The sequence below is a fragment of the Rugamonas brunnea genome, from assembly GCF_014042345.1.
GTDB classification, from domain to species: Bacteria; Pseudomonadota; Gammaproteobacteria; order Burkholderiales; family Burkholderiaceae_D; genus Rugamonas; species Rugamonas brunnea.
In genome coordinates this window covers 298,584-318,130 of sequence record NZ_JACEZT010000003.1, presented here as the reverse complement: position 1 = coordinate 318,130, position 19,547 = coordinate 298,584, and the positions used below count along the sequence as shown (strand labels likewise).

The window sequence follows — 19,547 nt, the reverse complement described above, 5'->3', positions numbered from 1 at the left end:
TCAGATGGCCGACTTCAAACGCAGCTCGGCGCTGCGCGCGTGCGCCTGCAAGCCTTCGCCGTAGGCCAGTTCGGCCGCCACCTTGCCCAGGGTCTGGGCGCCGGCTTCGCTCACGTGGATGATCGACGAGCGCTTCTGGAAGTCGTACACGCCCAGCGGCGACGAGAAGCGGGCCGTGCGCGACGTGGGCAGCACGTGGTTAGGACCGCAGCAATAGTCGCCCAGCGATTCGGACGAGAAGCGGCCCAGGAACATGGCGCCCGCGTGGCGAATCTTGTCGGCCCACTGCTGCGGCTCTTCGGCCGAGATTTCCAGGTGTTCGGCCGCGATGGCGTTGGCGATGGCGCAGGCCTCGTCCATGTCGCGCACCTTGACCAGGGCGCCACGGTCGGTCAGCGAGGTGCGGATGGTGGCCGCGCGCGGCATGGCCGGCAGCAGCTTGTTCAGGCTCGCCTCGACGCGGGCGATGTAGGCCGCGTCCGGGCACAGCAGGATGGCCTGGGCCAGCTCGTCGTGCTCGGCCTGCGAGAACAGGTCCATGGCCACCCAGTCCGGGTCGGTGGTGCCGTCGCACACCACCAGGATCTCGGACGGGCCGGCGATCATGTCGATGCCGACCACACCGAACACGCGGCGCTTGGCGGCGGCCACGTAGGCGTTGCCGGGGCCGACGATCTTGTCCACGGCCGTGATGGTTTCGGTGCCGTAGGCCAGCGCGGCCACGGCTTGGGCGCCACCGATGGTGATCACGCGCGTGACGCCGGCGATGGCGGCGGCGGCCAGCACCATCTGGTTCTTCACACCGTCCGGGGTGGGCACCACCATGATGATCTCGCCCACGCCAGCCACGTGGGCCGGGATCGCGTTCATCAGCACCGACGACGGGTAGGCGGCCTTGCCGCCGGGGACGTAGATGCCCACGCTGTCGAGCGGTGTGACCTTCTGGCCCAGCACCGTGCCGTCGGCTTCCGTGTAGGTGAAGCCGTTCAGTTCCTGCTTCTGGCGCTGGTGGAAGGCGCGCACGCGGTCGGCCGCTGTTTGCAGCGCCTGGCGCTGGGTGTCGGGCAGCGCGGCCAGCGCAGCCTGCAACTCCTGCTGCGACACTTCGAAGGCGGCCATGCTGGTGGCGCCGCCGTAGGGGATGCGGTCGAAACGGTTGGTGTATTCCAGCACGGCGGCGTCGCCGCGCGCCTTGACGTCGGCCAGGATGGCCGTGACGGCGGTTTCGATGGCGTCGTCGGTGCTGGCCTCGAACGCCAGCAGGGCGGACAGGGCGGACTGGAAATCGGCTTGGCTGGAGTCGAGCTTGGTGATCTGAATCGGCATGATGGGCGGTTCCGGCTGGTCTTTATTGGCTCTTGGGCTGGGAAGCGCGTTCGAACGCTTCGATGATCGGCTGCAGGCGCTCGCGCTTGAGCTTCAGCGCGGCCTGGTTGACGATCAGGCGCGACGAGATCGGCATGATCGCTTCCACTTCCACCAGGTCGTTGGCGCGCAGCGTGTTGCCGGTGCTGACCACGTCGACGATGGCGTCCGACAGGCCCACCAGCGGCGCCAGCTCCATCGAGCCGTACAGCTTAATCAGGTCCACGTGCACGCCCTTGGCGGCGAAGTGCTCGCGCGCCGTCTGCACGAACTTGGTGGCCACGCGCAGGCGCGCGCCCTGGCGCACGGCCGTCTCGTAGTCGAAGCCGTTCTTGACGGCCACCGACATGCGGCAGGTGGCGATGTTCAGGTCGATCGGCTGGTACAGGCCTTCGCCGCCATGCTCCAGCAGCACGTCCTTGCCGGCCACGCCGAAATCGGCAGCGCCGTGCTGGACGTAGGTCGGCACGTCGGTGGCGCGCACGATGATCACGCGCACGTTGGGATCGTTGGTGTTCAGGATCAGCTTGCGCGACGTTTCCGGATTCTCCGTCACGGTGATGCCGGCCGCTTCCAGCAGCGGCAGGGTGTCTTCGAAGATGCGGCCTTTCGACAGCGCCAGGATCAGTTGCGAGTTGGACTGGCCGTTAAATGCACTCATGGTGGTTCCCGTTATTTGATGCGGCGGATGTCGGCGCCCACGGCCGACAGCTTCACTTCCATGCGGTCGTAGCCGCGGTCCAGGTGGTAGATGCGGTCCACCAGCGTTTCGCCGCGGGCCGCCAGCGCGGCGATCACCAGCGAGGCCGAGGCGCGCAGGTCGGTCGCCATCACGGGCGCGCCGATCAGCTGCTCGACGCCCTTGATGAAGGCCGTGTTGCCGTCCGTCTCGATGGCCGCGCCCAGGCGGTTCATCTCCTGCACGTGCATGAAGCGGTTCTCGAAAATCGTCTCGGTGACGCGGCTGGCGCCGTCGGCCACCGTGTTGACGGCCATGAACTGGGCCTGCATGTCGGTCGGGAAGCCCGGGTATTCGGTGGTGCGGAAGCTGACCGGCGTGGGGCGGCGGTGCATCTGGGCCCGGATCGAATCCGTACCGATGGTCATCTCCAGGCCCATTTCGCGCAGCTTGTCGAGCGCCGCGTCCATGATGTCGGTGCGGGTGTTGCGCAGCGTGATGTCGCCGCCGGCCGCCGCCACGGCGCACAGGAAGGTGGCCGCTTCGATGCGGTCCGAGATCACGGCGTGCTTGGCGCCATGCAGCTCCGGCACGCCCTGGATCACCAGGCGGTCGGTGCCGATGCCTTCGATCTTCGCGCCCATGGCCACCAGCAGGTGGGCCAGGTCCGTCACTTCCGGCTCGCGCGCCGCGTTCTCCAGGATGGTTTCACCTTCAGCCAGGGTGGCCGCCATCAGCAGGTTCTCGGTGCCGGTGACGGTGATCATGTCGGTGACGATGCGGGTGCCCTTGAGCTTCTTGCACTTGGCGTAGATGTAGCCGCCTTCGATCGAGATCTCGGCGCCCAGCGCCTGCAAGCCCTTGATGTGCTGGTCCACGGGACGCGAACCGATGGCGCAGCCGCCCGGCAGCGATACCTTGGCCTCGCCGAAGCGCGCCAGCAGGGGGCCCAGCACCAGGATCGAGGCGCGCATGGTCTTCACCATCTCGTACGGCGCTTCCAGCTTGGTGATGGCGCTGCCGTTGAGGGTGACGCGCTCGCCGTCCTGCGCCACTTTCAGGCCGGTCTGGCCCAGCAGCTTGAGCATGGTGGCCACGTCGTGCAGGTGCGGCACGTTCGACAGTTCCAGGTCGCCCGCCGTCAGCAGGCCCGCGCACAGGATGGGCAGGGCCGCGTTCTTGGCGCCCGAGATGGAAATTTCACCGGACAGGCGCTTGCCGCCTTGAATGAGGAGCTTGTCCATGCTTAGCCTTGGAATTCTTCGGGGGTCAGGGTCTTCATCGACAGCGCGTGGATTTCCTCGCGCATGCGGTCGCCCAGCGCCGCGTACACCAGCTGGTGGCGCTGGATCAGCCGCTTGCCGGCGAATGCGGGCGACACGATCACGGCCTGGAAGTGCTGGCCGTCGCCCTCCACTTCGAGGTGGGTGCATTCGAGGCCGGCGGCGATGTAGCTGTGGATCAGTTCTGGAGTAGTGGACACGATAATTCCTTGGTATTGAATTCGGTATAAACGGTATGAATAGTTATCAGTGGCGCAGCCGGTAGCCGCTGCGCAGCAGGCGGATGGCCGCCAGCGACAGCACCACCAGGAAGGCCGACACGATGCCGAGGCTGACCACCGGGTTGACGTCGGACTGGCCGAAGAAGCCGTAGCGGAAGCCGTCGATCATGTAGAAGAACGGGTTCAGGTGCGACACGGTCAGCCAGAACGTGGGCAGCGAATGAATCGAGTAGAACACGCCGGACAGGAAGGTCAGCGGCATGATGAGGAAGTTCTGGAACGCGGCCAGCTGGTCGAACTTCTCGGCCCACACGCCGGCGATCAGGCCCATGGTGCCGAGGATGGCCGCGCCCAGCAGCGCGAACACGGCGATCCACACGGGCGCCGTGAACGACAGGTGGGCGAACCAGGCCGTGACGATGAACACGCCGAGGCCGACGACGATCCCGCGCACCATGGAGGCCAGCACGTAGGCGGAGAAGATCTCCCAGTGCGACAAGGGGGTCAGCAGCACGAACACGAGGTTGCCCGTGATCTTGGACTGGATCAGCGAGGACGAGGAGTTGGCGAACGCATTCTGCAGCACGCTCATCATCACCAGGCCCGGGATCAGGAAGGCCGTGTAGTTGACGCCGGCGTACACCTGCACCCGGCCTTCGAGCACGTGGCCGAAGATCAGCAGGTACAGCATGGCCGTCAGGATGGGCGCGGCCACGGTCTGGGTCGCCACTTTCCAGAAGCGCAGGGTTTCCTTGTACACCAGGGTGCGGAAGCCGGTCGAGATCAGGCTCATACGGTCCCCTTTTCCATGATTTGCAGGAAGATGTCTTCCAGGTCGGCCTGCTGCAACTGCATCTCGTCGATCACGGCGCCGCTTTCGCGCACGCGTGCGAGGATGTTCTCCACTTCCGCGTAATCGTTGATGCGCAGGTTGTACTCGCCGGGCACGGTTTGCTCGGCGTGCGTGATCAGGTGCTGCAACTGCGGCGGCAGCGCGCCCTTCAAGTGCAGGTTGAGCTGGGAACCGGAAATGCGGCGGATCAGCGCGCTCATGGTGTCGAGCGCCACGATCTTGCCGGCCTTGAGCATGGCCACGCGCTTGCACATGGCTTGCGCCTCCTCCAGGTAGTGGGTGGTCAGCACCACCGTGTGGCCTTCGCGGTTCAGGCGCGAGATGAACTTCCACAGCGTCTGGCGCAATTCCACGTCCACGCCGGCCGTCGGCTCGTCGAGCACGATCACGGGCGGCTTGTGCACCAGCGCCTGGGCCACCAGCACGCGCCGCTTCATGCCGCCCGACAGCGCGCGCATATTGGTGTCGGCCTTGTTGGTCAGGTCCAGGTTGAACATCACCTCGTCGATCCAGTCGTCGTTGCGCGACAGGCCGAAATAGCCGGACTGCAGGCGCAGCGTCTCGCGCACGGTGAAGAAGGGGTCGAACACCAGTTCCTGCGGCACCACGCCGAGCTTGCGGCGGGCGGCGCGGAAATCGCTCTGCACGTCGTGGCCGTGGATGGTGACGCTGCCCGCGTCCGGCCGGATCAGGCCGGCGATGATGGAGATCAGGGTGGTCTTGCCGGCGCCGTTCGGGCCCAGCAGGCCGAAGAACTCGCCCTCCTCGATGGACAGGGAAACGCCGCCCAGTGCCTGCAGCGACTGGTAGCGCTTCTGGACCTGGTTGATTTGGATAGCTGTCATGCTTGACTTGTCAGTTGTTGCCGCAGCGCAAGGACACGGCAGGGATGCTCGTTGGCGGAAGGTGGTGCTTGGCGCCGCGGCACGTTTTTGGCGGCGGCAACGTTCAATTATAGGGGAATTTTGATCCGGCAGAGCCGGACCGGGCGATTCGCGGGGGACGGGACAGGGTCAATGGTGATGCAGTTCGGCCGCCGTCAGGCCGATGGCGGCGGACGCGGGCGCGCCAGCCACGGGGAGCGACTCGGCCTGGGCCGCGTCGGGGAACAGCAGGTTGCACACGCCGTACAGCTTGGTCAGGCTTTGCAGGGCTGGCGGCAGGTTGCGCAGTCCCAGCGCGAAGCCGGCCTCGCGCGCGGCGCGCTGCCAGGCCAGCATGACGGCCACGGCCACCGAATCGACCGTCAGCACATGGCGCAGGTCGAATTCCTTCTGGCCGGCGCGGATGGCCGCCAGGCCGCGCTCCAGCGCCGCGGTGGCGTTGAGCACGGTCAGCGACGACAGTGATTGCAGGTTGTCTACGGTGTCGGCCATGGTCGTCGGTGGTCCTGGGTGGTCTTATTTCGCGTTGGAAGCGGCCTTCAGGGGCTTGCTGGCCAGCTTCTTGTTCTTCTCGGACAGCGCCTTGATCAGGCCGTCGATGCCGCCCTTGCTGATCTCGGACGCGAAGGTGCCCTTGTAGGTTTCCACCAGCCAGGCGCCCAGCACGTTGATGTCATAGATCTTCCAGCCGTTGTTGGCCGACTTGGCCACGCGGTAGTTGAGCGGAATCGGTTCGCCGCGCGGCACGTTGACCTGCGAGCGCACTTCCACTTCCGTGTCCGACGGGTCGGCGCGCAGCGGCTTGAATTCCACCGTTTCATTCTTGATCTGCGACAGGGCGCCCGAATAGGTGTAGATCAGCAGCGTGCGGAACTCGGCCGACAGGGCTTTTTGCTGCTCGGGCGTGGCGTCGCGCCAGAAGCGGCCCGACGCCAGTTGCGTCATGCGCTGGAAGTCCACGTAGGGCAGGATCTTGGATTCCACCAGGTCCATGACCTTTTTCTGGTCGCCGGCCTGGATCGCCTTGTCGGCCTTGGCCGTGTCGATCACGTCCTGCGAAATGCGTTTGACGAGCACGTCCGGCGCCTCGACGGCGGCCGGGGTGGCGGTAGCGGCGCCGGCGTAACTTGCCAGCGCGATGGTGGCGAGAGCGATCAGTTGTTTAATATATTTCATCTTGTTTTACCTATGTCTGATTTTAAACGGGGTCACAGGCTGTCTTTTTTTGCAGCCGGTGCTTCCGAGTTTAACTCTTTTGGCGCCGGTTCGGATGACACCGGTGCGGAAGTTTCCCCGCCGTCAACTTTTTTCACGCCATCGCCGTCGCCATTGCCGTCGCCATCGTCGTCCTTGGGCTGCGGCTTGCGCGGCGGCGGGTCGCCGTCGTAGACCTTGTTTTCGCGCCGTTGCAAAAAGCCGTCGCGCACGAATTCATAGCGGTCCAGCGCCGCATCTTCGAGCAGGGTGGAGGCGTCCAGCAGGTTGGCGCGCTGGTCCACGGCGCGCGTGGCCGTGCCGATGTTACGCAGGTAGACCGGCTCCTTGTAGCGCCACAGGTCGCCATTGAAGTCCAGCGGCAGGGCGGCCGTGTCGCGCACGGTGGAGGCGCCGAACAGCGGCAGCATCAGGTAAGGACCCGATGGCACGCCCCAGTAGCCGAGCGTCTGGCCGAAATCCTCATTGTGCTTGGGCAAGCCCGCCTGCGAGGCGAAATCGATCACGCCCAGCAAGCCGAAGCTGGTGTTCAGTGTGACGCGGGCCACATCGGACATGCCAGCCTCGCCCTTGCCTTGCAGCAAGTTGTTGACGGCGCTCCAGACGTCGGCCAGGTTGCCGAAGAAGTTGTCGATGCCGGTCTGCACGAACGACGGCAGCACGGCGCGGTAGGCTGTGGCGGCTGGCTTCAGGGCCACCTGGTCCACCGTGTCGTTGAACTTGAACATGGCGCGGTTGAAGCCCTCGTACGGGTCGCGCGGGTTGGGGCCGGCGCAGCCGCTGAGCAGGGCAGCCGCGCCCAGCGCCAGCGTCAGCGCACGCCATTTACCGGGGATGGGAGTCATTTGGAGGAGTCCTTTCCTTCCGCTGCCTTGCTGTAGATGAACTGGTTGATCAAGTCTTCCAGCACGGCGGCCGACTGGGTGCGCGCGATCTTGTCGCCGCCCACCAGGTTGTTGGTGTCGCCGCCCGCCTCGATGCCCACGTACTGCTCGCCCAGCAGGCCGGCCGTGAGGATCTTGGCCGAGCTATCCTTGGGGAACTTGTAGCCTTCGTCCATGTCCAGCTTGACCAGCGCCTGGTAACTCTTGTCGTCGAACTGGATCTGGCCCACCCGGCCCACCACCACGCCGGCCGCCTTGACGGGCGCCTGGGGACGCAGGCTGCCGATGTTGTCGAACTTGGCCACGATAGTATAGGTCTTGCCGAACGACAGGGAGCTCATATTTCCCGCCTTGAGGGCCAGGAACATCAGCGCCGCCGCGCCGATCACGATGAACAAGCCTACCCACACATCCAGAGATTTACGTTGCATAACATCATCCTAAAGAATTTTTCGGGCGGCGGCGCGTGCCGCCAGCCACTGCATTGCGTTTACTGGCGCCGAAACGGCGCTTATTTGCTGAACATCAAGGCCGTCAGCATGAAGTCCAGCCACCAGATCGCCAGCGACGACAGCACCACGGTACGGGTGGTGGCGCGCGCCACGTCTTCCGGCGTGGGCTGCGACTCATACCCCTGGTACAGGGCGATGAAGGTGATGGCGATGCCGAACACCACGCTCTTGAAGAAACCGTTGAAGATGTCTTTCCAGATATCGACGCCGCCCTGCATCTGCGACCAGAACGCGCCATCGTCCACGCCGATCAGCTTCACGCCGACCAGGTAGCCGCCGAACACGCCCACGGCGCTGAAGATCGAGGCCAGCAGCGGCACGGCCAGCACGCCGGCCCAGAAACGGGGCGCCAGCACGCGCTGGATCGGGTTGACAGCCATCATCTCCATGGCCGACAGTTGCTCGCCCGCCTTCATTAGGCCGATCTCGGCCGTGAGCGAGGTGCCGGCGCGGCCCGCGAACAGCAAGGCCGTGATGACGGGGCCCAGTTCGCGCGTCAAACCGAGCGCCACCAGCAGGCCCAGCGACTGCTCGGCGCCGTACTTGTTCAGGGTGTAATAGCCCTGCAGGCCCAGCACCATGCCCACGAACAGGCCGGACAGGGTGATGATGAGCAGGGAGTAATTGCCGATGAAATGCAGTTGCTCGACCACGAGGCGGGGCCGCTTGAGCATGCCCGGCGACAGGCCCAGCATGGCCGCGAACATGCGCGCGCCATAGCCAACGCTGGCGATCTGCTCGCGCACCGTCGCGCCCAGCCGGGCCAGCAGGGTTTCCGCGATCATGGCCGGCCTCCCAGGCCCAGGTCGTCGGCCAGCGATTTGCCCGGGTAGTGGAACGGCACCGGGCCGTCCGCTTCCGCGTGGACAAACTGTTTCACATAGGGATCGGTCGACACCATCATGTCGTCCGGCGTGCCGTGGGCGACGATCTTGCCCTGCGACAGGAAATACACGTAATCAGCGATGGCGAAACACTCCTTGACGTCGTGCGACACGAGGATGGTGGTGGAGCCGAGCGCCGTGTTGAGGTTGCGGATCAGGTTGGCCGTCACGCCCATGGAGATGGGGTCGAGGCCGGCGAACGGCTCGTCGTACATGATCAGTTCCGGGTCCAGCGCGATCGAGCGGGCCAGCGCCACGCGGCGCGCCATGCCGCCCGAGATCTCGGCCGGCTTGAGTTTGGCCGCGTTGCGCAGGCCGACCGCGTGCAGCTTCATCAGCACCAGGTTGCGGATCAGTTCTTCCGGCAAATCCGTATGCTCGCGCAGGGGGAAGGCCACGTTCTCGAACACGGTCAGGTCCGTGAACAGGGCGCCGTGCTGGAACAGCATGCCCATTTTGCGGCGCAGCAGATACAGGTCGTCGGTCTTCAGCTGGTGCACAACCTGGCCGTGCACGGTCACTTGCCCCTTGTTGGGACGCAACTGGCCGCCGATCAGGCGCAGGACGGTGGTCTTGCCGCTGCCCGAACCGCCCATGACGGCCACGACTTTTCCGCGCGGAAAGTCCATCTGGAGGCCCGACAGGATGGGGCGCTTTCCATAGGAGAAGTGCAAATCGCGGATTTCGACTAGATTGGGCACATCGGTACTCATTTTTTGGGATGCCGTATTGTAGTGCAGAAAGACACAACTCTGCTGGCGCCGCCCCGATTCGGCACGGCAAATGGCTGATAATACAACACTAATGAACGAAAAGTCAGCAAGTTACAATTGGAAACCAGTTTAACTTGCTGCATCGCACCAAATCTTGACGAAAAAAACCGGAAGCAGCGGGTGGGGGCACCCGCCGGCTTCCGGCCTGATGGAACGTGACGGCGGTTTAGCGTGGCAGTACCGACGAGCCCATCAGGAATTCATCGACGGCGCGCGCGCACTGGCGGCCTTCGCGGATCGCCCACACCACCAGCGACTGGCCACGGCGCACGTCGCCGGCCGCGAACACTTTCGGCACCGAGGTCTGGTAGCAGCCGTCGCCGTCCGTGGTCGCCTTGGCGTTGCCGCGGCCATCCTTTTCCACGCCGAACGCGTCCAGGATTTGCTGCACGGGCGAGACGAAGCCCATGGCCAGCAGCACCAGGTCGGCCTTCATTTCGAATTCCGAGTTCGGCACTTCGCTCATCTTGCCGTCCTTCCACTCGACGCGGCAGGCGATCAGCTTCTCAACCTTGCCGCCCTTGCCTTCCAGGCGCTTGGTGGCCACGGCCCAGTCACGCGAGCAACCTTCGTCGTGCGAGGACGAGGTGCGCAGCTTGGTCGGCCAGTACGGCCACACCAGCGGCTTGTTTTCCTGCTCGGGAGGCATCGGCATCAGTTCGAACTGGGTCACGGACGCGGCGCCGTGGCGGTTCGAGGTGCCCACGCAGTCGGAACCGGTGTCGCCGCCGCCGATCACCACCACGTTCTTGCCGGTGGCCTTGATCTGGTCCTTGACCTTGTCGCCCGCGTTGACCTTGTTCTGCTGGGGCAGGAAGTCCATCGCGAAATGCACACCCTTCAGCTCGCGGCCCGGCACGGGCAGGTCGCGCGGCTGCTCGGCGCCGCCGGCCAGCACCACGGCGTCGAATTCCTTGGCCAGGTCTTCAGGGAAGATGGTTTCCTTGGCCCAGTTGTTGACGTTGGCCGGGAAGTCCTTGCCCACCAGCACGCTGGTGCGGAACACCACGCCTTCCGCTTCCATCTGCTTGACGCGGCGGTCGATGTGCGACTTTTCCATCTTGAAGTCGGGGATGCCGTAGCGCAGCAGGCCGCCCACGCGGTCGCTCTTCTCGAACACGGTCACGGCGTGGCCGGCGCGCGCCAGCTGCTGGGCCGCTGCCAGGCCGGCGGGGCCGGAACCGATCACGGCCACTTTCTTGCCGGTCTGCTGGGCCGCCGGTTGCGGCACCACCCAGCCATGTTCCCAGCCTTCGTCGATGATCTTGTGCTCGATCGACTTGATGCCGACCGGGTCTTCGCTGATGCCCAGCGTGCAGGCCGCTTCGCACGGCGCGGGGCAGATGCGGCCCGTGAACTCGGGGAAGTTGTTGGTCGAGTGCAGCACGTCCAGCGCTTCGCGGTAGTTGCCGCGATACACCAGGTCGTTCCAGTCGGGGATGATGTTGTTGACCGGGCAGCCGTTGTTGCAGAACGGGATGCCGCAATCCATGCAGCGCGCGCCCTGGACCTTGGCTTGCTCGTTGGTCAGCGGGATGACGAATTCCGCATAGTTCTTAAGACGCGTGGCTGGCGGCAGATAGCCTTCTTCCTGACGCTGAAATTCCATGAAGCCGGTGATTTTACCCACGATAAATCCTCAAATAATGTGCTGGCGGGGGGCAGGCCGTGGCCTGCCCTCGGTCGTAATGTGCTGGTTGGCTCAAGCCGCTTTCGGCTGCACGACGGACGCTTCGTTCGCCATGTCCTCGGCCAGTTCGGCCAGCGCGCGCTTGTACTCGCTCGGGAACACCTTGACGAACTTGCTGCGGCCTTCGGCCCAGTTGTCGAGCAGGTAGCGGGCGCGGGTGCTGCCGGTGTGCTTGAAGTGACGCTCGATCAGGCGCTTGAGGATCACTTCGTCCGCTTCCGGCTCGCCGTCGCGGTGCTGGCTGTGCCAGGTGGCGCGGTCCACTTGCTGCTCGCTCGCCGTCAGCACCGATTCCAGGCGCACCATGGCCGTGTTGCACTTGCCGGCGAAGTCGCCGTCCGGGTCGTACACGTAGGCGATACCGCCCGACATGCCGGCCGCGAAGTTACGGCCCGTGGCGCCCAGCACCACCACCGTGCCGCCGGTCATGTATTCGCAACCGTGGTCGCCCAGGCCTTCCACCACGGCCGTGGCGCCGGAGTTACGCACAGCGAAACGCTCGCCGGCCACGCCGTTGAAGAAGGCTTCGCCACTGATGGCGCCGTACAGTACGGTGTTGCCGATGATGATGTTATCGACGGCCCAGCCACGGAATTCCGTGTTCGGACGCACGATGATGCGGCCGCCCGACAAACCCTTGCCCACGTAGTCGTTGCCTTCGCCCACCAGGTCGATGGTGATGCCGTGCGCCAGGAAGGCGCAGGCCGACTGGCCAGCCGTGCCTTGCAGCTGGATGTGGATGGTGTCGTCCGGCAGACCGGCGTGGCCGTAGCGCTTGGCCACTTCGCCCGACAGCATGGTGCCGACCGTGCGGTTGACGTTGCGCACCGGCGAGATGAACGAGACGCGCTCGCCCTTCTCCAGCGCGGCCTTGGCTTGCGCGATCAGCTTGTGGTCCAGTGCCTTGTCCAGGCCGTGGTCCTGCTCTTCGGTGTGGTACACAGACTGGCCGTTGGTCACTTCCGGCTGGTAGAACACGGAGCTGAAGTCCAGGCCCTTGGCCTTCCAGTGGGCCACGGCCTTCGACTTGTCGAGCAGGTCGGCGCGGCCGATCAGCTCGTCGAAGGTGCGGATGCCCAGTTGCGCCATCAGCTGGCGGGCTTCCTCGGCCACGAAGAAGAAGTAGTTGACCACGTACTCAGGCTTGCCGGAGAACTTGGCGCGCAGCACAGGATCCTGCGTGGCCACGCCCACCGGGCAGGTGTTCAGGTGGCACTTGCGCATCATGATGCAGCCTTCCACCACCAGCGGCGCGGTGGCGAAGCCGATTTCGTCGGCGCCCAGCATGGCGGCGATCACGACGTCGCGGCCGGTACGCATCTGGCCGTCGGCCTGGACGCGGATGCGGCTGCGCAGGCCGTTCAGCACCAGGGTCTGCTGCGTTTCCGCCAGACCCAGTTCCCATGGCGTGCCGGCGTGCTTGACCGACGACAGCGGCGAAGCGCCCGTGCCGCCGTCATGACCGGCCACCACCACGTGGTCGGCCTTGGCCTTGGTGACGCCGGCGGCCACGGTGCCGATACCGACTTCCGACACCAGCTTGACCGAGATCGAAGCGCGCGGATTGGCGTTCTTCAGGTCGTGGATCAGCTGGGCCAGGTCTTCGATCGAGTAGATGTCGTGGTGCGGCGGCGGCGAGATCAGACCCACGCCCGGTACCGAGAAGCGCAGCTGGGCGATGTATTCGGATACCTTGTGGCCCGGCAGCTGGCCGCCTTCACCGGGCTTGGCGCCCTGTGCCATCTTGATCTGGATCTGGTCGGCCGAGTTCAGGTACTCGGCGGTGACGCCGAAGCGGCCCGACGCCACCTGCTTGATACGCGAACGCATCGAGTCGCCTTCCTGCAGCGGGATGTCGACCACCACGCGTTCCTTGCCGACCACGGACGACATGGTTTCGCCCTGCTTGATCTTGATGCCCTTCAGTTCCATCGTGTAGCGGGCCGGATCTTCGCCGCCCTCGCCGGTGTTGGACTTGCCGCCGATGCGGTTCATGGCCACGGCCAGGGTGGCGTGCGCCTCGGTCGAGATCGAGCCGAGCGACATGGCGCCGGTGGCGAAGCGCTTGACGATTTCCTTGGCCGGTTCCACTTCCTCCAGCGGGATCGCCTTCTTCGGATCGAGCTTGAACTCGAACAGGCCGCGCAGCGTCAGGTGGCGCTTGCTCTGGTCGTTGATGATCTGCGCATATTCCTTGTAGCTGGAATAGTTGTTGGCGCGGGTCGAATGCTGCAGCTTGGCGATCGCGTCCGGGGTCCACAGGTGGTCTTCGCCGCGCACGCGGAACGCGTATTCGCCGCCCGCGTCGAGGTGGTTGGCCAGCAATGGATCGTCGCCGAAGGCCAGGTGGTGCAGGCGCAGCGCCTCTTCCGCCACTTCGAACACGCCGATGCCTTCCACGTTGGAGGCCGTGCCCTTGAAGTACTTGTCGACCAGCGACTTGTTGAGGCCGATGGCTTCGAAGATCTGCGCGCCGCAGTACGACATGTAGGTCGAGATGCCCATCTTGGACATCACCTTCATCAAGCCCTTGCCGATGGCCTTGGTGTAGTTGTAGATCGCCGTGTCGCCCGACAGTTCGCCCGGCATGTCCTGCGCCAGTTCGATCAGGGTTTCCATCGCCAAGTAAGGGTGGACGGCTTCCGCGCCGTAGCCGGCCAGCAGCGCGAAGTGGTGCGTCTCACGGGCCGAGCCGGTTTCCACCACCAGGCCGGTGGAGGCGCGCAGGCCCTTGCTCACCAGGTGCTGGTGGATGGTCGAGGTGGCCAGCAGGGCCGGGATGGCGACGCGGTCGGCGCATACCGAGCGGTCCGACACGATCAGGATGTTGTGGCCCGACTTGACGGCGTCTACGGCTTCCGCGCACAGCGAGGCCAGGCAGGCTTCCACGCCGTCCTTGCCCCAGGCCAGCGGGTAGCAGATGTTCAGTTCATACGACTTGAACTTGCCGCCCGTGTGGCCGCTGATGCCGCGCAGGCGCGCCATGTCGTTGAAGCCCAGGATGGGCTGCGACACTTCGAGGCGCATCGGCGGATTGACGTTGTTGGTGTCGAGCAGGTTCGGTTTCGGGCCGATGAAGGACACCAGCGACATCACCATCGCTTCGCGGATCGGGTCGATCGGCGGGTTGGTCACCTGGGCGAACAGCTGCTTGAAGTAGTTATACAGCGGCTTGAGCTTGTTGGACATGACGGCCAGCGGCGAGTCATTGCCCATCGAGCCGGTCGCTTCTTCGCCGGCCACGGCCATTGGCGCCATCAGGAACTTCAGGTCTTCCTGGGTGTAACCGAACGCTTGCTGGCGGTCCAGCAGCGAAGGCACCGGTTTTTCGCCAGGCGCGGCCGCGTACTTGGCGCGGTTGTGGCCCAGCTGGCTTTCGCTCAGCTTGATCTCGTCGAGCTTGATGCGCACGGCGTTGATCCAGGCCTTGTAGGGCTTGGCGTTGGCGTAGGTGTCCTTCAGTTCCTTGTCGCCGATGATGCGGCCCGCTTCCAGGTCGATCAGGAACATCTTGCCTGGTTGCAGACGCCATTTCTGGATGATCTTCGATTCAGGAATCGGCAGCACGCCCGATTCCGAAGCCATCACCACCAGGTCGTCGTCGGTGACGATGTAGCGGGCAGGGCGCAGGCCATTGCGGTCCAGCGTGCCGCCGATGTAGCGGCCGTCGGTGAAGGCCATGGCGGCCGGGCCGTCCCATGGTTCCATCATGGCGGCGTGGTATTCGTAGAAGGCGCGGCGGTTGTCGTCCATCAGGCTGTGGTTTTCCCACGCTTCCGGAATCATCATCATCATGGCCTGGGCGATCGGGTAGCCGGCCATCAGCAGCAGTTCCAGCGCGTTGTCGAAGCAAGCGGTGTCGGACTGGCCTTCATAGATCAGCGGGAACAGCTTGTTCAGGTCGTCGCCCAGCACGGCCGACTTCATCACGCCTTCGCGCGCGCGCATCCAGTTGAAGTTGCCCTTGACGGTGTTGATCTCGCCGTTGTGGGCGATCAGGCGGTACGGGTGGGCCAGCGGCCACTCGGGGAAGGTGTTGGTGGAGAAGCGCTGGTGCACCAGGGCCAGGGCCGACACGCAGCGCGCGTCCTGCAGGTCCTTGTAGTACACGCCCACCTGGTCGGCCAGCAGCAGGCCCTTGTAGACGATGGTGCGGGCCGACATCGAGGCCACGAAGAATTCTTTGCCGTGGATCAGCTTCAGGGCCTGGATCGCGTGGCCCGACGATTTGCGGATCACGTACAGTTTGCGCTCCAGCGCGTCGGTCACCATGATGTCGGCGCCGCGGCCGATGAAGATCTGGCGGATCACGGGTTCCTTGGCGCGCACGGTCGGCGACATTGGCATGTCGCAGTCGACCGGCACATTGCGCCAGCCCAGCACGACCTGGCCTTCGGCGCGCACGGCGCGTTCGATTTCCTGTTCGCAGGCGATGCGCGAGGCGTTTTCCTTCGGCAGGAACACCATGCCGACGCCGTATTCGCCGGGCGGCGGCAGTTCGATGCCTTGCTTGGCCATCTCATCGCGGTAGTATTGGTCGGGAATCTGGATCAGGATACCGGCGCCATCGCCCATCAGCGCATCGGCGCCCACGGCGCCCCGGTGATCGAGGTTCTTCAGGATCAGCAGACCCTGTTCAATGATCGAATGGCTCTTGTTGCCCTTGATATGGGCGACGAAACCGACGCCGCAGGCGTCGTGTTCATTGGACGGATCGTACAGACCTTGGGCTTTCATGGGCTTCTCCACTGCAATTGGAATATCGAAACCCTAGAGTAGTGCAATGCAGCAGAAACTTCAACAATAACAATTAGGGTCGGAGTCGAATTAATTTTTTAAATGTTCTCCGAAAAATTAAATAGGGACAGAGTGAAGGCAGGGAAAAAGAAACGCGGCCGGGCGCCGTTGCCGGCGCGCCGCCGCGTTACGGAGCCCGCCGGGCCGTCAGGTTCCGGGGTCCGGGCTGGTGGTGGCGGTGGCGGCCTCCGCTTCGACCGCCGGCTTCTTGAACGGCCGGCCGCGCTTGGCCGGCAGCACCTGGCGCTGCATCTTCTTTTCGAGCTCGCGCTTGTACTGGTCCGAGCCCAGCGGCCAGCCCTTGAGCACGGCGCGCTCGATGGTGTCGACCTGTTCCACCGTCAGCGCCGTCTCGGCCAGCGCGATGTAGGCCGCCTCGCGCTGGAATGGCGTGTTGCCCAGCGCCCAGTATTGCGGGTGGTCGGTGATCAGCGGATCGACCCGCTGGCCCGCGTGGTGGGCGTAGCTGGACCACGGATAGTCGGCCGCCGCCGCCGCCAAGCCGGCCCGCACGGGATTGCCTTCGACGTAGCGGCTGCATTGCATGAAGAAATGGTCGGCGTCGATCACCGAGGTCTTGTAACGGCCATTCCACAAGGTGCCGGTGCGGCCGTATTTCTGGTTGAAGTAGGGCACGTAGTAGCGGCCTATCCATTGCATCATGTGGCCCAGGCCTTCCTCGTCGGACGGCGTGACCAGCAAATGCAGGTGGTCGGGCATGAGCACGTAGGCGTGCACGGCGACCTGGTCGTTGCGGGCCGCCGTGCGCAGCCAGCCGAGGAAGGCCAGGTAGTCCGCCGTGTCCTGGAACACGGGCTGGTTATTGTTGCCGCGCTGGATGATGTGGTGCGGCTGGTTGGGAATGATGAGGCGGGGCAGACGAGCCATGAAAATGCAGGGGAAAGTGACGGCGCCAAGGTGGCGTAAGCCCTTATCTTACCCGTCCGACGCCACTCTGTCCCTGATTATTTTCTGACGCGGCGCGGGCGGACCCGCGCCGTTCCGCCTGTCAGAATTCTTCCCACGCGGGCGCCGCCGCTTGTTTGCCGGGGCGCACCGCCGGCAAGGTCGTGCGCGGCGCCACAGCGGCCAGCGAACGGGGGGCCGCCTGCGCGTGGCCCGTCAGCTGGAACACGCTCACCACCTCGGCCAGCGACGAGCTCTGGTCCTGCAGCGAGGCGGCGGCGGCGGCCGCTTCCTCCACCAGGGCCGCGTTCTGCTGGGTCACCTGGTCCATCTGCGAGATGGCGCGGTTGATCTGCTCGATCCCCATCGTCTGTTCCGAACTGGCGGCCGTGATGTCGCCGATGATGTCCGTCACGCGCCGCACGTTGATCACGATTTCCTTCATCGTGCTGCCGGCCTGGTCCACCAGCCGGGCGCCGGCCTCGACCTTGTCGACGGAATCGCCGATCAGTTCCTTGATCTCCTTGGCGGCGGCGGCGCTGCGCTGGGCCAGGTTGCGCACTTCGGTGGCGACGACGGCGAAGCCGCGCCCCTGCTCGCCGGCCCGGGCCGCTTCCACGGCCGCGTTCAGCGCCAGGATGTTGGTCTGGAACGCGATACCGTCGATCACGGCGATGATATCGACGATCTTGCGCGCCGAGTCGTTGATCATGCCCATGGTGTCCACCACTTCCTCGACCACGGTGCCGCCTTTGACGGCCACTTCCGACGCCGACAGCGCCAGCGTGTGGGCCTGGCGCGAGCTGTCGCCGTTCTGCTTGACGGTGGCCGTCAACTGTTCCATCGAGGATGCCGTCTGCTGCAGCGAGCTGGCCTGCTGCTCGGTGCGGGCCGACAGGTCCAGGTTGCCGCTGGCGATCTGGCTGGAGGCGGTGGCGATGGTTTCCGTGCCCTGGCGCACTTGGCCGACGATGTTGACCAGGCTGGCGTTCATGTCCTTCAGCGCTTGCAGCAGCATGCCGGTCTCGTCGGCGCTGCGCACGTCGATCTTGCTGTTGAGGTTGCCGGCGGCCACGGTCTGCGCCACTTGCACCGCCTTATGCAGGGGCCGCGTGATGGAGACGGCGATCAGGTAGGCGAACCAGCTGCCCAGCACCAGGCCGCCGGCCACCAGCGCCAGCAGGAAGCGCTGGCCGTCGCGGTATTGCTGCTGCACTTGCGCGGCCAGCGTGCGGCCCACGTCGGCCTCGTAGGCGCCGATCTTTTCCACGTTGCTCAGGTAAGCGGCGAACTGGCCTTCGAGCTTGGTGTCGACCAGCTGGCGGGTCGCCTCCTGGTCGGTCTTCTTGAGCTTGAACACGGCGTCGCGGGTGGCGGCGTAATCCTTGCGCACGCCGGCCACGGCGTCCAGCAAGACTTTTTCCTCGGGACTGTCCAGCATCGGTTCCAGTTGTTTCTGGATCGCATTCACACGGGACCGGGTGGCCGCCGCCTGCTGCGCCTCGGTGGGCGACTCGGCCTGGTCGGAATTACGCGCGAACGCGATCACGCGGATGCCGGAAATACTGATCAGGTTATGCCATTCGGCCGTCAGGCGTTCCTTGAGCATGGCTTCGCTGACCATCTTCTCGGTCAGCCGCCCCACTTCCTGCAGGCGCCAGATGCCGGCCGCCGCCATTGCCATCATCAATACCAGGATCAGGCCGAAGCCGCCCCCTAGCCTTACCCCAATCTTTAAATCGGAAATCTTCATCGCGAACTCCCCAGCCGTGGACAAGGCGCCCATCTGTTGTCCGGTGGACCGGCTAGATGGTGCGTGGAAAGTTCATACTACGTGATGGATAGCGGGAGAAAACTCACATATTCCCACAAGCAACAAAAATATATGTGGTTTAGTTGAGTAAAAGTCAAGAAATATTGAAGCTGGCCGACAGGCTGTAGCCTTCGCCGTAGGCGCTGCGCAACGGCAGGTCCTGGCCCAGGCCGGTGCGCGCCTTCTTGCGCAAACGGTAGACCAGCATGTCGACCCGGCGCCCGGCGTCGGGATCGTCGCCGCCGATGCCGGCCACGATCACCTGGCGCGGCACGGGCCGGGTGTTAATTGTGAGCAAGTGCAGGAAGTTGCACTCCTTTTCCGTCAGCGTAATGGCCAGGCCCTGCAGCTCCAGCTGGCGGGCCGAGACCCGCAGCGTCCACTTGCTGGGCACGGGCACGGGATCTTGCGGGCCCACCCGCCTGTCCAGCGCCTCGATGTGGGCGGCCAGCTCGGGGAATTTGATCGGCTTGGTCAGATAATGGTCGGCGCCCAGGCGCAGGCCCAGGATGCGGTTGTCGAACGCCACCCGGCCCGTCAGCACCAGCAAGCCGATCTGCGGATACAGCTGGCGCATGCGCGGAATCACATTGAAACCATCCTCATCGGGCAAGCCCAGGTCCAGCACCACGACGCCCACCTTGCCCTGGCTGAGGGCCGACCACATCTCGCTGGCGTTGTTGGTGATGTGCACCTCGTGTTCAAGCTCAGTCAAAAACTCTGCCATTTCCTCGGCATAGTCCAGATTGTCTTCCACGATGAGTATTTGCGTCATTGATGCGCCATTT

17 protein-coding genes are annotated in these 19,547 nt (G+C 64.8%); all 17 read right to left on the bottom strand.

The window, feature by feature from the left end:
* The 17 genes from hisD to H3H37_RS07095 all read right to left on the bottom strand — a co-directional run bounded on the left by hisD (position 1) and on the right by H3H37_RS07095 (position 19,534).
* The gene (gene hisD, locus H3H37_RS07175) at positions 1 to 1,326 is read right to left on the bottom strand and encodes a histidinol dehydrogenase (RefSeq protein ID WP_182160947.1); all 1,326 of its coding nucleotides are present in this window, start codon (positions 1,324 to 1,326) and stop codon (positions 1 to 3) included.
* 22 nt (positions 1,327 to 1,348) lie between these two features.
* Positions 1,349 to 2,026 carry an ATP phosphoribosyltransferase gene (hisG, locus tag H3H37_RS07170; protein ID WP_182160946.1) on the bottom strand — a complete coding sequence of 226 codons (678 nt, stop codon included), beginning with the start codon at positions 2,024 to 2,026 and terminating at the stop codon, positions 1,349 to 1,351.
* Positions 2,027 to 2,037: 11 nt separating this feature from the next.
* Positions 2,038 to 3,288 carry a UDP-N-acetylglucosamine 1-carboxyvinyltransferase gene (gene murA / locus H3H37_RS07165; protein ID WP_182160945.1) on the bottom strand — a complete coding sequence of 417 codons (1,251 nt, stop codon included), beginning with the start codon at positions 3,286 to 3,288 and terminating at the stop codon, positions 2,038 to 2,040.
* A 2-nt stretch (positions 3,289 to 3,290) separates the two neighbouring features.
* Complete coding sequence (locus tag H3H37_RS07160; protein ID WP_182160944.1) at positions 3,291 to 3,527, bottom strand: BolA family protein; 237 nt, start codon at positions 3,525 to 3,527, stop codon at positions 3,291 to 3,293.
* Positions 3,528 to 3,573: 46 nt separating this feature from the next.
* Complete coding sequence (locus tag H3H37_RS07155) at positions 3,574 to 4,341, bottom strand: ABC transporter permease (protein WP_182160943.1); 768 nt, start codon at positions 4,339 to 4,341, stop codon at positions 3,574 to 3,576.
* Positions 4,338 to 5,246, bottom strand: a complete 909-nt coding sequence (locus tag H3H37_RS07150) for an ABC transporter ATP-binding protein (protein ID WP_182160942.1) — start codon at positions 5,244 to 5,246, stop codon at positions 4,338 to 4,340. Before H3H37_RS07150 ends, H3H37_RS07155 begins: the two co-directional genes overlap by 4 nt.
* Before the next feature lie 168 nt (positions 5,247 to 5,414).
* Positions 5,415 to 5,777 (bottom strand): STAS domain-containing protein, encoded by a 363-nt coding sequence (locus tag H3H37_RS07145; protein ID WP_182160941.1) that lies wholly within the window; start codon positions 5,775 to 5,777, stop codon positions 5,415 to 5,417.
* A 24-nt stretch (positions 5,778 to 5,801) separates the two neighbouring features.
* Entirely contained in the window at positions 5,802 to 6,461 is a 660-nt protein-coding gene (locus tag H3H37_RS07140) for an MlaC/ttg2D family ABC transporter substrate-binding protein (protein ID WP_182160940.1), read from the bottom strand.
* Between the two features lie 32 nt (positions 6,462 to 6,493).
* Positions 6,494 to 7,345, bottom strand: coding sequence for an MlaA family lipoprotein (locus tag H3H37_RS07135; protein ID WP_182160939.1), 852 nt, complete (start codon positions 7,343 to 7,345; stop codon positions 6,494 to 6,496).
* Positions 7,342 to 7,815, bottom strand: a complete 474-nt coding sequence (mlaD, locus tag H3H37_RS07130; protein WP_182160938.1) for an outer membrane lipid asymmetry maintenance protein MlaD — start codon at positions 7,813 to 7,815, stop codon at positions 7,342 to 7,344. Before mlaD ends, H3H37_RS07135 begins: the two co-directional genes overlap by 4 nt.
* Positions 7,816 to 7,895: 80 nt before the next feature.
* Entirely contained in the window at positions 7,896 to 8,681 is a 786-nt protein-coding gene (gene mlaE / locus H3H37_RS07125) for a lipid asymmetry maintenance ABC transporter permease subunit MlaE (protein ID WP_182160937.1), read from the bottom strand.
* A complete protein-coding gene (locus tag H3H37_RS07120; RefSeq protein ID WP_182160936.1) occupies positions 8,678 to 9,481 on the bottom strand; it encodes an ABC transporter ATP-binding protein in 804 nt (267 codons plus the stop codon). The genes mlaE and H3H37_RS07120 overlap by 4 nt, the downstream gene beginning before the upstream one ends.
* Positions 9,482 to 9,719: 238 nt before the next feature.
* Positions 9,720 to 11,183: a glutamate synthase subunit beta gene (locus tag H3H37_RS07115; RefSeq protein WP_182160935.1), complete on the bottom strand. Its 1,464-nt coding sequence runs from the start codon at positions 11,181 to 11,183 to the stop codon at positions 9,720 to 9,722.
* Positions 11,184 to 11,255: 72 nt separating this feature from the next.
* Positions 11,256 to 15,980 (bottom strand): glutamate synthase-related protein, encoded by a 4,725-nt coding sequence (locus tag H3H37_RS07110; protein WP_182160934.1) that lies wholly within the window; start codon positions 15,978 to 15,980, stop codon positions 11,256 to 11,258.
* A 207-nt stretch (positions 15,981 to 16,187) separates the two neighbouring features.
* Positions 16,188 to 16,928, bottom strand: a complete 741-nt coding sequence (locus H3H37_RS07105) for a transposase (RefSeq protein ID WP_182160933.1) — start codon at positions 16,926 to 16,928, stop codon at positions 16,188 to 16,190.
* Positions 16,929 to 17,049: 121 nt separating this feature from the next.
* A complete protein-coding gene (locus H3H37_RS07100; protein WP_182160932.1) occupies positions 17,050 to 18,699 on the bottom strand; it encodes a methyl-accepting chemotaxis protein in 1,650 nt (549 codons plus the stop codon).
* A 154-nt stretch (positions 18,700 to 18,853) separates the two neighbouring features.
* Positions 18,854 to 19,534 carry a response regulator transcription factor gene (locus tag H3H37_RS07095; RefSeq protein ID WP_182151741.1) on the bottom strand — a complete coding sequence of 227 codons (681 nt, stop codon included), beginning with the start codon at positions 19,532 to 19,534 and terminating at the stop codon, positions 18,854 to 18,856.
* Between the last annotated feature and the right edge of the window lie 13 nt (positions 19,535 to 19,547).